This window comes from Clostridium intestinale DSM 6191 (genome assembly GCF_900130055.1).
Lineage (GTDB): Bacteria > Bacillota > Clostridia > Clostridiales > Clostridiaceae > Clostridium_T > Clostridium_T intestinale.
In genome coordinates this window covers 36,500-50,561 of the sequence record NZ_FQXU01000009.1, presented here as the reverse complement: position 1 = coordinate 50,561, position 14,062 = coordinate 36,500, and the positions used below count along the sequence as shown (strand labels likewise).

Genomic DNA, 14,062 nt, shown 5'->3' with positions numbered 1-14,062 from the left:
CCTTTGCATTAATTGCAAAAGGTCTTTTTTATTTAAATATTTAATATAAACTTTTCTATAACTTCTGCTACTCCATCATCATTATTTGATGAAGTTATATATTGAGAAATATTTTTAATATCCTCAATAGCGTTTTCCATAGCTACTCCTAGCCCTGCATATTCTACCATATGCCTATCATTATCTGCATCTCCTATGCAAATAATCTCTTCTTTTTTAATCTTCAAGTAATTAGCTAAAGCCTCTATCCCAGTTCCTTTATTACTATTAATATTTAAAAATTCTAAGAAAAATGGAGTACTTCTTACTATTGTATATTTATCATATAAATCCTTAGGAAGATTATCCACTGCCTTTGATAATATTTCTGGTTCATCAATAAACATTATTTTAACTATTTCATCATTTTTGTCTACTAAGTTAAAATCCATCTCATTAATCCTAATGCCGTTAATCTCAGCCTCCACTCCAGTATAAGTACTAGTCTTAGGTGTAATTAAACCATGAGTTCTAGAAAAAGCATGAATATTTACTCCTAGTTCTTTACTAATTTTATATAAATCATGTATGTCTTTTCCTGATAATATATCACTGCTTATTACTTCTTTAGTTTCAGTATTTAATACTAGTGATCCATTATAACTTAAAACATAATCCTCTTTTGATATTAAATCTAACTCTTCAAGGTATCTATTTATTCCTTCTATAGGTCTACCTGACGCTAAAACTATTTTTACAGCTTTAGCTTTTGCAGCTTCTATAGCTTCTCTTGTTCTATCAGATACAGATTTATCTTCTCTTAAAAGAGTACCATCCATATCTATGGCTACCAATTTATACATATAACTTACTCCCCCTAATTTTTCATCTAAAGTTATTTTAAACTATAACTGTATCTTTACCAACCTTTTAATAAAAATTAATAAAAAATTGTTCCAAGTTAATGTTTTCATCCTTAAGGTTTAATTTATAAACATTATTAAGAAGCTCCTTATCAAGTATCTCATTTGGATTACATTCTTTTTCAATTTCCCCTTTATTAAATACTATAATTTTGTCTGAATACTTTATAGCTAAATTTATATCATGATTAACCATTATTATAGTTTTATTAAGTCTCTTATTTATTTCTTTAAGCGTTCTCATCATATTAATCTGATGATTAATATCTAAGTGAGCCAGAGGTTCATCTAATATTATGCATTCTGCCTCTTGACATAAGGCTCTTGCTAGAATCACTCTACCTCTTTCTCCCCCACTTATATCTTTAATGCTTACATCCTTTAAAAAATATGTATCGGTAACTTTCATAGCTTCTTCAACTTTTTCAATATCTCTATTATTCAATTTAAACAAACTATTTTGTGCATAATTTCTTCCCATCATAACCACATCAAAGCAACTAAAGTCAATTTCATAAGAAATTATCTGAGGAACATAACTTATTTTTCCCGCAAAATCCTTTGCTCTATATTCATTTAAACTTTTCCCATCTAAATATATGTCATTTTTAAGACCCATTCCTTTAACTAAATGCTTAATAAAGGTAGTTTTTCCGCTTCCATTTGGCCCAATAATAGAATAAAATTTTCCAGATTTAAAGTCTACATTTATGTTTTTTAATATCTTTTTTTCTCTAACTTCATAGTTTAAATTTTTTATCTCTAAGAAATTCATCATAATCCTCTTTTCTTTTTCCAAAGCAGATAGATAAAATATGGTGCTCCAAGCAAAGCAGTAACTGCACCTACCGGAAGTTCACCTGGAGCAATTATAACTCTAGAAATTGTATCACAAACAGCTAAAAATAAGGCTCCTAATATAAATGAAAATGGTATTAGCTCCCTATGATTACTTCCAACAATCATTCTAGCTATATGTGGAATTATAAGTCCTACAAAACCTATTATCCCTGTTACAGAAACTAAAGCCGCTACAATAAGTGAAGATATTATAATTAATTCTTTTTTTACTTTCTCAACTTCTACACCTAAACTATAGGCATCTTCTTCTCCCATGGACAGTATATTTAAATCCTTATATCTCCTATATATAAAAAGACTTCCTAACACTACTATTGGTACTATTAATAAGACTTGTTTATAGCTTGAAGTATTTAAACTTCCTAATGTCCAATATATTATTTTATCCATAGCCTCTTTTTTAAGAATCATAATTAATGATATTAATGAATTACATAAAAAACTAATTGCTATACCAGATAACAATAGTATTTCTATGGGTATCTTATTTCCTACTCTAGCTACATTGTAAACTAACATTAAAGTCACTATAGCTCCTCCAAAAGCTAGTAAAGTTATTAATATATAATTATTTTTTTCTAAATTAAATATTAAACCTATAGTTGCTCCTAAAGCTGCTCCAGATGAAACTCCTAAAACAAATGGATCTCCCATAGGATTTTTAAACAATCCTTGGAATGTTACACCGCTAATAGCTAACCCAGCTCCCGTAAATAGTGCCATAAGAACTCTAGGAGCTCTAATATTCATAATAATTTTTTCGCTCATATTTCCTTCAGAAACCTTAGTAAAATAATTAATTATAATCTTAATAGCTTCAAGGGAAGAAATGCTCGCAGAACCTACAGTCAAAGATCCCATTGCTATGATAAATGTGAAAATTACTAAACTTATAAATAATCTTTTCTTTTTCAAAACTAATACCTTTCTACTTAAAAGCTTCTGGATGAATAATCTTTGCTAAAGCTTCTAAGCCATCCGCCTGTCTTGCCCCTTGTCTTGATAACATATTGTCATCTATTTCATATACACTACCCTCTTTTACTGCCTTTAAATCCTTATAACCTTCTCCAGTTGTAAACCCTGACTTAGAGTCATATTTATCTGATAAAACTACAATATCTGGATTTTTCTCCATTAAAACCTCTTTAGAATAATTCCATCCATCTATCTCTTTAGCTATATTCTCTCCACCAGCTCTATCAATTATTTGACCTATAAAAGTATTTCCTCCAGCTGTAAAATCTGTCTTTCCAAAACCTACTACATAATAAACAGATGGTTTCTTTAAATCCTTAACTTTGTTCTCAACTTCTTCAACCTTCTTTTTCATTTCATCTATAATTTTAGTGCCTTCTTCTTGTTTTCCAAGCACTAATGCTATATCTTGAATGTTTTTATAAGCACCATCAAAAGAATCTTCTCCATAAAGTACTGCTACCTTTATTCCTAAAACTTCTATCTTATCAACTAACTCTTTACTAAAATGCGCGCTCGCTATAACTAAATCTGGATTAAGTTCTGCTATTTTCTCTATATTAGGTTCAGTTATCGGTCCAACAGATTCTATTTTTGTCGCTTCCTCTGGATAATCACAATAATCTGATCTACCAACTAAAAAATTCTGTGAATTTAATGCATAAATAGTTTCTGTAGCTCCAGGTGATAATGAAACCAGCCTTTCTGGTGCCTTCTCTAAGGAAATTTCTCTATTATAAGAATCCACTATTTTAATAGCTTCATCTTTCTTTATTTCTTGAGTTTTAGTGCATCCCACTAATAAAATTATAGTCATAATACTTATTAGTACTGCTAGTATTTTTTTATTAATCTTCATTTGTTCTTCCTCCAATTATTTTAGTTTATAATCTTTTTCTCAACTACCAACTTTTAAATATTTATAAGAACTAAAGCATAAATTCCGATGAAAATAACAGTTGATACGTAAAGTAGTTTAATAGATTTTATTATATGCACACCTTTAAGTTCTTCAACCTCTTCTCCTATATAAGGTTTCTCTACAATTTTGCCAAAATAACTTGTAGGTCCTCCTATTCTTATATTCAATGCCCCTGCCCCTGCTGACTCTGGATGAGCTGAATTAGGGCTTTTATGATTTTTTCTATCTCTAAAGAAAATCTTAAATGAAGATTTATAGTCATATCTAAGAATAAATGAAGCCATTATTATCAATATTCCAGTTATTCTAGCTGGAATAAAATTAAATACATCATCAACTTTTGCAGAGAAAAACCCAAAATTCTCATATTTCTCATTTCTATAACCTACCATAGAGTCTAAAGTATTTACAGCCTTGTATGCCATAGCTAAAGGTGCGCCTCCTATAAATGCATAAAATAAAGGAGCAATTATACCGTCTGAAATATTCTCTAGCACAGTTTCTATAGCTGCCTTACATATTTGCTTTTCACTAAGTTCTTTAGTATCTCTTGAAACCAAATAACTTACTCTCTCTCTTGCTCCTTCTATATCTCCCCTGCTTAAAGGTAAATAAACCTTATATCCTTCCTCACTTAAACATCTTGGTGCAATAGTGGTCCAAAGTATAATCACATTTGCTATTAAGTAAACCACATAATTTAATTCTTTTATTAACTTTAAAACTATGAAAGTCAACATAAAAAATATAGCTATCGTACTGAGGGTAAGGAGTGGTCCATAAAAATATCTCAGTTTATTTTCAGTAGGAGTTTTCCTTCTTACAAATTTCTCAAATCGCCTAATATACTTTCCCATAAACTTCACTGGATGAGGAAATTTATAAGGATCTCCTAATAAACAATCTAATAAAAAAGCTAATACTACTGACATTTTGTTCCCTCATCTAAAATACTATATATTTTTTTCATATCAAGACTCTCCCTAACAATAGAAGCTAATTTATCATACTGTTCATTTTTATATTTTCTATAATTGAAGCTATCCTTCTCTTCAGCTATATTAAAAGAAAGTCTTACTTTATTTAGATATCTTAAGGTAAATTCTTCGTTATCAAATATTCCATGAAAATAAGTACCTATAACTTTTGAATCTTTTGATAGTGCTCCATCTACTTCACCATTACTTAATTTAATAAAAGCTTTTTCTGTGGTTTGGCTTTTTCCCATATGTATTTCATAACCTTCCACTTCTGAATCAAACATACTTTCAACACCTTTAGATATAACTGTATTTTTATCTTTATAAAATTCTGTTTTTATATTTAGAAGAGCTAATCCCTCTTCTTTTTCTAATGAAGTTTCATATCCCATAAGATCATAAATCTCTCTACCAAGAATTTGATACCCGCCACATATGCCAAATATAAACTTTCCTTTATCTCTTTGTTCAATTATTTTTTTGTCCATACCACTATCTTTTAACGCCTTTAAATCAGCTATAGTACTTTTACTTCCTGGAATTACTATAAGATGATATTTATCTAAATCTTCTTGTAAACTTACAAAAGATAATTCAACATTAGGGCTTAATGCAAGAGAATTAAAATCAGTGAAATTAGACATATATGGCAATTTAATTACTCCTACTTTCAAATCCCCTGATTTCTTAAACTTATTAAAATCTGTTACACTATCTTCATCCTCTAAGTCTAATTTGAAATAAGGTATAACTCCTACTACAGGAATGCCAGTTAATTCTTCAATTTGTTTTAATCCGGGTTCTAAAAGTTCTATACTTCCTCTAAACTTATTAATTATTATTCCTTTTATAAGTTTTCTCTCGTCCTCAGGCAAAAGCATTACTGTTCCATAAATTGAAGCAAAAACTCCACCCTTATCTATATCTCCAACTAGTAGTACTGGACTATTAGCTATTTTAGCCATTCCCATATTTACAAACTCATCAGATAGATTTATCTCTGCTGGACTTCCAGCACCTTCAATTACAATAAGTTCATGGTCCTTTGATATTTCCTCATATACCTTTATTATCTCTTTTTTTAGAACTTTTTTCCTTTCAAAATAATCTACTGCATCTAAATTATCCCAAGGCTTTCCAAGTAAAACAACTTGAGATTTTCTATCTGAAGTCGGCTTTAATAAAATTGGATTCATCTTAGCGTTAGGAATTTTATACGCTCCTTCAGCCTGCATTATTTGAGCTCTTCCTATTTCATCTCCTTCAGGTGTTACACCAGAGTTTAGAGACATATTTTGAGCTTTAAAAGGATAAACATCATATCCATCTTCCGCAAAAATTCTACATAAAGCAGTACACAATATGCTTTTTCCAACAGTAGAAGCCGTTCCTTGTAGCATTATACTCTTATTCAAACTAATCCCTGCTTCCTTTTAATCTTTATTAATATATTCTATCTCTACAAAATCTTTATAATAATTTATTTCGCTATAAGCTCCTTGTTTAGGTTTTATAGAATAAAATCCCTCTATTCCAGATCCTAATAACTTACTTAAAACAGCTCTTATTACACCACCATGAGTTAAAATTAAATAACTGCCATCATCTAAAAAATCTAAAATTTTAGTGGCTCTTTTATAAAAATCTATAAACCTTTCCCCATCTGGAAAATAAAAGTCTTTGTAATCTTTAATAAACTCTTCCCATTGCCTAGGAAATACTTTCTCTATCTCCTTATAGCTTAAACCCTCCCATAGTCCAAAATCTATCTCTTTTAGTTCCTCTTTATATTCAATAGATTCAGGTTTAAAATCTAAGGTTTCTATTATAATATCTAATGTTTCCTTACATCTTTTTTGAGGTGAACAATAAACTTTAGAAAACTTATAATCCTTAAGTAGATTTCCTAACTTCTTACTTTGGTTTCTTCCATTATCATTTATACTTACTTCTTTTTTGCCTTCATAAAGTCCTTTAGAATTCCCCTCTGTTTCCCCATGCCTAACCAAAACTATTTTCATATTCTCTCCTAAAATAAACTACTCGTGAATAACAATAAAACTATTAATTCATTAAGTTCAATAGCTGCTCCTAAGATATCCCCAGTAACGCCATCTATTTTTTTCTCTACATATTTTCTAAACAATATAGCTGAAACAAAACCTACTATCAATAAAATAATCCCATGTTCCCTAGCTATTACTAAAGTTAAAATACATCCTATAACAAGAGCAATTAAAAAGCTTTTTTTCTCTAAAACTCCTATAAATAAATCTCCTAAACCTTCCTTTTCTCTAGCGTATCTTCTTTTATACATAAGAAAAGTTACAAAGGTTCTAGCTATAATAGGAGCTAAAACTATAGCCACTATTGCGGTATCAAAAGGCATCTCTTTGATAGTTATAAATCTCCCTAGTATTAGTAGTATAATTCCTACTGCACCAAAAGTTCCTACTCTAGAATCTTTCATAATCTCAAGAATTTTTTCCTTACTTCGTCCTGAAAATATTCCATCTATTGTATCTCCAAAACCATCTATATGTATAGCTCCAGTAACAACTATATGAGTAACTAGAGTAAAAAAACTAGCTATATTTAGTGAAAATATCTTAGCTGACATATAATAAACTAAAGCTTCTAATCCTCCTACTATTAAGCCTACTAAAGGGAAATAAGCTACCCCTTTTTGAAAGTTTTCTCTCTCAACCTTAAGGTTTATATTTATAGGAATTCTAGTCATGAATTGAAGTATCAAAATAAAGTTTTTCATACTACTCACCTTTTATCTTCATAGGAATACCACTTACAACAAAATAAACTTCTTTAGCTTCTTTAGCTAAATATTGATTCACTCTTCCAGCAATATCTCTAAACTCCCTTCCAAGCTTATACTCTGGAACTAATCCTGCTCCAACTTCATTAGTAATTAAAACTATTTTAGTAGAGTTTTTAAGTGCATACTCTTTAAAGCTTTTTACCATTAAGCTTATTTCTTTTATGATTTCCTCTTCCTTTTTTCTAAAGTTCATATTCTTAAAATCCTCTTCTTCAAAAGACTCCATTCCATGAAAAAGCAAATTAGTAACCATTATAGTTATACAGTCAACTATTATTCCTGTATATCCCGCTTTAAGCTGTTCCCCTAAATTTTTATAACTTTCTAGGGTATCCCAGTTCTGATTTCTACTTTCTCTATGATTTTTAACTCTTTCAACCATTTCTTCATCTTTTGGAATAGATGTAGCTATATATAAAACCCTATCCGCATCTTTTAATATGGATTCACCAAATGATGATTTACCACTTCTAGCTCCTCCAGTAACTAATATCATGCTTCTTCCCTCCAATAATGTTCATAGTTTTTTATATCCACATTACCTTCCTCAAAGGTTCCCATTTCATTTATTATAGCTAGAGAACTTTCTATAATATGCATAGCAAATGGGCATCCGGACCCTTCTCCCAATCTCATTGAAAGATTCAATATTGGATTTAATCCTAATTCCTTCATAGTTAGGTTATATCCTAGCTCACTAGATATATGTGAAGGAAACATATAGTCCCTAACCCCACTATCAATTCTATAAGCTAAAAGAGCTGCTACAGCTGATATAAATCCATCTATTACAATAGGCATCTTATATTTTTTAGCACCTAAATACAGTCCTACCATTCCCGCTATATCAAATCCTCCAACCTTATGAAGTATATCTAGTGGATCTTCACCTTTAGGATTATTAACCTCCAGTATTCTATTTATAACTTTCTTTTTATGTGAAAATTCATCATCATGAAGACCTGCTCCCCGTCCTACTGCTTCATCTATTGAACATCCAGTAAGAGCTATTAATACAGAGGATGAAGATGTTGTATTCCCTATCCCCATCTCTCCAGTGCCTATAATATCATAACCTTCTTCCTTACATTTTCTCACCATATCTATTCCTACATTTATAGCTCTTTCAGCCTCTTCTCTAGTCATAGCTTCTCCCTTGGTCATGTTAGAAGTCCCTTTTCTTATTTTTTTGATTATAAGCCCAGGATAGTTTATGTCCTCTTTTATTCCTATATCTATAACCTTTAAATCACAATTGTTCACCCTGGCTAAAACACCTATACCCGTTATTCCTCTTAAGAAATTTATAGTCTGCATAGCTGTTACAGTCTGAGGAGCAGATGCCACACCTTCTTCACATACCCCATTATCACTTGAAAATATAACAATTCCCTTTTTGTCTATCTTATTATTAACCCGTCCTGTTATACCCGCAAACTTTATAGCTATTTCCTCTAAAGTTCCAAGACTTCCTACAGGTTTTATAAGCCTATCTAATCTTAATTTTGCCTCTTTCATTGCCTCTAAATTTAATCCCATGATTATTCCCCCAAAATAAAAAATACCAGTGAGAATCCCACTGGTTTAATGTATGAAAATAAATAGTTAAATACTTAACTACTAAAAATCAATATCCCGTGGCATCTTTTCCCTCCCGAAAAATAAACCTTACTTTCTATGGCAGGTCTTCTGGCTTTGATTCTTCCTACTCCCTATCCTTCCCGAAGCTCTCACTTCAGTGGTTCATATAGGTTTCATCCTCAATACAGTAACGGGGGCTGCATGGGCTTTTAACCCATTTCCCTTTTAACCTTTTGAAAAGGCACCATAGAATAACTATTAAATTTTCTTTTATAATATCATATTAACTATAATTCTCGCAACAAATCCAAAAGTATATTATTTAGTTCTCTTGACTTTATTGCAAATCTTACAAAACTATCATTAAGTCCTTTGAAATTAGAGCATTTTCTAATCAGTACTCCCTTTTCTAGCATAATCTCATATAATTTATTTTCATCAATACCCTTTAACTCACATAAAACAAAATTACAGCTTGTTGGTATTACTCTGCTAATTACACTAATATCTTTAAGCTTAGTTAGCATGTAAGGAAGCTCCTCTTTTATCCACTCTTTACTTTTATTTATGTATTCCCTATCCTCATAGGACTTTTCCAATGCTAATTCAGCTAAGGTATTTATATTCCATGGAAGTTGAGAATTTGAAAACTTCTTTAATAGTTCCTTATTGCTGGAAATTCCATATCCAAGCCTAGCTCCTGGCATTCCAAAAAACTTAGTAAATGCTCTTACAATAAATAAGCAAGAGTACTTTCCAACTAAGTTAACCAAGGAGTCCTCTTCATCACAAAACTCTATGAAAGCTTCATCAACAATTACTTTTTTACTATTCTCTTCACAATATTCCAGTAATCCCATAAATTCTTTTCTATCTATTAAATTTCCAGTGGGATTATTAGGATTTCCTATTATTATTCCTTCTAAGTCCTCTAGACTTTTTCTTATTGAAGAATAGTTATATTTAAAATCCTCACTTAAAGGCACAAAAGTAATTCTGTTATCATGTTTCAAAGCAAATTCCTCATACTCCACAAAAGATGGAACTATAATCCCTAAACTTTTAACTGAAGATATAAATAAATCCAAAACTTCCGAAGCACCATTACCTAAAATTATTTCATCCATATCCAAATTAGTCTCATAATATGTTTTTACATAAGTAATAATACTTTCCTTAAGCTTTCTATATTTGTAATCTGGATATCTAACTACGTCTTTATAAATTTCATCTAAAGCTTCTCTAAATTTTCCTGGTACTCCTAATGGATTTATATTAGAACTAAAATCTAATATTTGTCTTCCTTTTAAAACACCATCTGTGTATATATCACCACCATGCTTATTAGCCAACCCTGCCATTCCTTTCCCTATCTTTAAGTATAAATTTCTCTATAGTATAAGCAACTCCATTTTCTTCATTACTCTTTGTTATAAAATTAGCTACTTTTTTAACCTCTTCTTTCGCATTTCCCATAGCAACTCCCAGTCCTGCATATTCAATCATCTCTAAATCATTAATGCCATCGCCTATTGCTATTATTTCTTCTCTTTTTATTCCTAAAATCTCTCCTAAAACTTCTAACCCTTTAGCTTTACTAGAACCCTTGTACATAAATTCTAATAAATGATCCAAGCTTCTTACAACTGCATACTTTTCATGCAATTCCCTGGGAACTACTTTGGTTAGTTCTTCTATATATTTTTCATCACCTTTAACTAAAATCTTTACTAGTTTTTGATCCTCTATTTTATCATTTTGAAAATCTTTTTGAAGTATTTCCATATCAGGATATCTATCAATTTGATGCTCATGTTCACTTATATCTTCTGTTAATATTCCATTTAAAGTATGCACCTCTATAACAGTCTCTTTTCTTTTATACTTTTTATAAACCTCTTTAAGATTTTTATCTTTAAGACTCTTCTCATAAACTAAAGAATAATCTCTTGTGTTGTATATTGTACAGCCGTTATTAGCAATTACGTACTCTTCTTCTCCCTCTAAGCCTAATTCCTCAATCAGTTCTTTTACTGATTGTATTATTCTCCCTGTGGTTATTACTACTTTTACTCCTAGTTTTGTAGCTTCATTTATAGCTCTTTTTGTTTCTTTAGTTAATTCCTTATTGTCATTTAGTAAGGTACCATCAATATCTACAGCTACTAACTTATACATTTAACTCTCACTTCCAAAACAAAATTTCTCAAAAACATAAGCTACTCCATCTTCTTCATTACTTTTAGTTATGAAATCAGCCTTATTTTTGACCTCTTCTCGAGCATTTCCCATAGCTATCCCAAGTCCTGCATACTCTATCATATCTAAATCATTAAGTTCATCCCCAATTGAGATGATTTCTTCTCTCTTTATTCCCAAGTGTTTCCCCAAAACCTCTATTCCAGATGCCTTTGTGGAACCCTTGTACATAAACTCAAACATATGATTTAAAGCCCTAACCACTGTATACTTCTCTATAAGTTCATCTGGTATACTAGAGTACATGCCTTCTATTACATGAGGCTCACCAAATACTAAAAACTTTAATATTTTATCCTCATCCTTAACATCCTTCAGGATATCTATTGTTTTTAATTCCATATAGGGCATTCTCTTTTTAGGAAACACAGTGCCAGCATCCTTTTCAACCAATCCACCTTCTGGGACATGAAGTTCTATTTCTGTATTATCCTTTTTCATAAATGGATAAATATATTTTATATCCTTACCAGTTAAAGCTTTTTCATGAATCAAGGAAAAGTCCTTAGTATTATACACAGTTGCTCCATTATCTGCTATAGCATACTCATCTTCTCCTATTAAATTCAACTCTTTAAGATAAGTCATTATTCCAAGTATCGGCCTTCCTGTAGTTATAACTACCTTTATCCCCATTTTCATAGCCTTATTTATACATTCTCTATTTCTCTCAGATATTGTTTTATCATTTTTTAATAAAGTTCCGTCTATATCAATTGCAACTAATTTGTACATTTATAGCTCTCCTTCCCTTTTAAAATTTAAACCATTTTATACATATATACCTCATATTCATCTATATTCCAAAAGTATACCTATAAATATTATACATTTTTCTAATTATTTTGTAAGATGCTAAGACATATAAGTTGAAATTTCCTCTCTCTATTGATATAATGTAGTTTGTTTTGTTACAGAAATATAATGATTTTATTATAGATACAAAAATCTTTTAAATTAAAATAAGGAGGAAGCAAAGTGACAGAATTAATTAGAGAAATTCAAAAAAGAAGAACCTTCGCTATCATTTCCCACCCTGATGCTGGTAAAACCACATTAACTGAGAAATTACTTTTATATGGTGGAGCAATAAGACTTGCTGGTTCCGTTAAGGCAAGAAAAGCATCAAAACACGCAGTATCAGACTGGATGGAAATAGAAAAGCAAAGAGGAATATCTGTTACCTCCTCTGTTATGCAATTTAATTATGATGGATACTGTATAAACATATTAGATACTCCTGGGCATCAAGACTTCTCTGAAGATACATATAGAACCCTAATGGCTGCCGATTCTGCTGTTATGGTTATAGATGCTGCTAAGGGAGTTGAGGATCAGACAAAAAAACTATTCCATGTTTGTGCACTAAGAGGTATTCCTATATTTACTTTTATAAACAAAATGGATAGAGAAGCTCAAGATCCTTTCCAACTATTAGAAGACATCGAAAGAGAACTTGGAATAAAATCTTATCCAATGAACTGGCCTATAGGTTCAGGTAAAGATTTTAAAGGAGTTTATGAAAGAGATAAAGAAGCTATAGCCATCTTTAATTCTGGAAATCATGGTCAAACAGAAGTAGAAATGATGGAAGGATCAATTGATGATCCAACCTTTAGAAACTTCTTAGGTGATGGACTTCATGACAAACTTAAAGAAGATATAGAATTATTAGATATAGCTGGTGATGATTTTGATATAGAAAAAGTAAAAGATGGAGATCTTACTCCTGTATTCTTTGGATCAGCCCTTACAAACTTTGGCGTAGAGTTATTTTTACAACACTTTTTAAAATTAACATCTTCACCACTACCAAGAAACTCAAGCAATGGAGAAATAGATCCCTTCAGCGAAGATTTTTCTGCTTTTGTATTTAAGATACAGGCTAATATGAATAAGGCTCATAGAGATAGAATTGCCTTTATGAGGATTTGTTCTGGAAAATTTGATAAAGGTCTTGATGTTAATCATATTCAAGGCGGCAAAAAAATGAAACTATCCCAACCTCAACAATTCTTAGCACAAGATAGAGAAATAATTGAAGAAGCTTATGCTGGAGATATTATAGGTGTATTTGATCCTGGCATATTCTCTATTGGAGATACTTTATGTTCAGGTAAAAACAAATTTAAATTTGAAGGAATTCCAACCTTCGCTCCAGAACATTTTGCTAGAGTAAGACCTATAGACACTATGAAGAGAAAACAATTTATAAAAGGTGTTTCTCAAATAGCTCAAGAAGGAGCTATTCAGGTATTTAAAGAAATCCATGTTGGTATGGAAGAAATAATAGTTGGAGTTGTAGGTGTGCTTCAGTTCGAAGTTTTAGAGTATAGATTAAAAAGTGAATATAATGTTGATATAAAAATGGATAGACTAGCTTATCGCTATGTTAGATGGATTGAAAATACAAACATAGATATGGATAAACTTAACCTAACCTCAGATACTAAAAAAGTTAAAGACTTTAAAGATAGAAACCTACTTATATTCCAAAATGATTGGGGTATATCTTGGGCTTTAGATCATAACAAAGGTATAGTATTATCTGATGTAGGTAAAAATGACGATTAATTTAATTTAAAAGATGGCTTAGTCCATCTTTTTTTCAATTCTACATTCCCCTTCAGCCTTGTAGAGACTTCTCCTCAAGTCTCATTAGATTCCTTTGCCAATATGGATTAGATTGAAGCTGAGTAAGAGAAAGGATTTGATGAAGTTCTTCGAACTTCTACAGAGCAGA

Annotated in this window: 14 protein-coding genes and 1 riboswitch; of the genes, 1 reads left to right on the top strand and 13 read right to left on the bottom strand. The window is 30.7% G+C overall.

What is annotated here, in order from left to right; translation table 11 throughout:
* Positions 1-32 precede the first annotated feature (32 nt).
* From yidA to BUA92_RS14505, 13 genes are all read right to left on the bottom strand, one after another.
* A complete protein-coding gene (yidA, locus tag BUA92_RS14565; protein ID WP_073020643.1) occupies positions 33-842 on the bottom strand; it encodes a sugar-phosphatase in 810 nt (269 codons plus the stop codon).
* Positions 843-909: 67 nt separating this feature from the next.
* A complete protein-coding gene (locus BUA92_RS14560) occupies positions 910-1,677 on the bottom strand; it encodes an ABC transporter ATP-binding protein (RefSeq protein ID WP_073020642.1) in 768 nt (255 codons plus the stop codon).
* On the bottom strand, positions 1,677-2,678 hold the full coding sequence (locus BUA92_RS14555) for a FecCD family ABC transporter permease (protein ID WP_073020641.1): 1,002 nt from the start codon (positions 2,676-2,678) through the stop codon (positions 1,677-1,679). The genes BUA92_RS14560 and BUA92_RS14555 overlap by 1 nt, the downstream gene beginning before the upstream one ends.
* A gap of 13 nt (positions 2,679-2,691) precedes the next feature.
* Positions 2,692-3,600 (bottom strand): ABC transporter substrate-binding protein, encoded by a 909-nt coding sequence (locus BUA92_RS14550; protein WP_073020640.1) that lies wholly within the window; start codon positions 3,598-3,600, stop codon positions 2,692-2,694.
* 53 nt (positions 3,601-3,653) lie between these two features.
* Entirely contained in the window at positions 3,654-4,595 is a 942-nt protein-coding gene (gene cbiB, locus BUA92_RS14545; RefSeq protein WP_073020639.1) for an adenosylcobinamide-phosphate synthase CbiB, read from the bottom strand.
* Positions 4,586-6,043: a cobyric acid synthase gene (locus tag BUA92_RS14540; RefSeq protein ID WP_083553547.1), complete on the bottom strand. Its 1,458-nt coding sequence runs from the start codon at positions 6,041-6,043 to the stop codon at positions 4,586-4,588. Before BUA92_RS14540 ends, cbiB begins: the two co-directional genes overlap by 10 nt.
* A gap of 33 nt (positions 6,044-6,076) precedes the next feature.
* Positions 6,077-6,664 carry a histidine phosphatase family protein gene (locus tag BUA92_RS14535; protein WP_073020637.1) on the bottom strand — a complete coding sequence of 196 codons (588 nt, stop codon included), beginning with the start codon at positions 6,662-6,664 and terminating at the stop codon, positions 6,077-6,079.
* A gap of 8 nt (positions 6,665-6,672) precedes the next feature.
* Complete coding sequence (gene cobS, locus BUA92_RS14530) at positions 6,673-7,413, bottom strand: adenosylcobinamide-GDP ribazoletransferase (protein WP_073020636.1); 741 nt, start codon at positions 7,411-7,413, stop codon at positions 6,673-6,675.
* Between the two features lies 1 nt (position 7,414).
* Positions 7,415-7,975, bottom strand: a complete 561-nt coding sequence (cobU, locus tag BUA92_RS14525; RefSeq protein ID WP_073020635.1) for a bifunctional adenosylcobinamide kinase/adenosylcobinamide-phosphate guanylyltransferase — start codon at positions 7,973-7,975, stop codon at positions 7,415-7,417.
* On the bottom strand, positions 7,972-9,018 hold the full coding sequence (cobT, locus tag BUA92_RS14520; protein WP_073020633.1) for a nicotinate-nucleotide--dimethylbenzimidazole phosphoribosyltransferase: 1,047 nt from the start codon (positions 9,016-9,018) through the stop codon (positions 7,972-7,974). The genes cobU and cobT overlap by 4 nt, the downstream gene beginning before the upstream one ends.
* Positions 9,019-9,141: 123 nt before the next feature.
* A riboswitch (cobalamin riboswitch) is annotated at positions 9,142-9,324 on the bottom strand.
* A gap of 23 nt (positions 9,325-9,347) precedes the next feature.
* On the bottom strand, positions 9,348-10,421 hold the full coding sequence (locus BUA92_RS14515; RefSeq protein ID WP_073020631.1) for a pyridoxal phosphate-dependent aminotransferase: 1,074 nt from the start codon (positions 10,419-10,421) through the stop codon (positions 9,348-9,350).
* Positions 10,405-11,238, bottom strand: a complete 834-nt coding sequence (locus BUA92_RS14510; protein ID WP_073020628.1) for a Cof-type HAD-IIB family hydrolase — start codon at positions 11,236-11,238, stop codon at positions 10,405-10,407. Before BUA92_RS14510 ends, BUA92_RS14515 begins: the two co-directional genes overlap by 17 nt.
* Positions 11,239-12,054 (bottom strand): Cof-type HAD-IIB family hydrolase, encoded by an 816-nt coding sequence (locus BUA92_RS14505; protein WP_073020626.1) that lies wholly within the window; start codon positions 12,052-12,054, stop codon positions 11,239-11,241.
* Positions 12,055-12,297: 243 nt separating this feature from the next.
* Here BUA92_RS14505 and BUA92_RS14500 point away from each other — a divergent pair, with 243 nt between their 5' ends.
* Positions 12,298-13,893: a peptide chain release factor 3 gene (locus tag BUA92_RS14500; RefSeq protein WP_073020624.1), complete on the top strand. Its 1,596-nt coding sequence runs from the start codon at positions 12,298-12,300 to the stop codon at positions 13,891-13,893.
* The last annotated feature ends 169 nt before the right edge of the window (positions 13,894-14,062 follow it).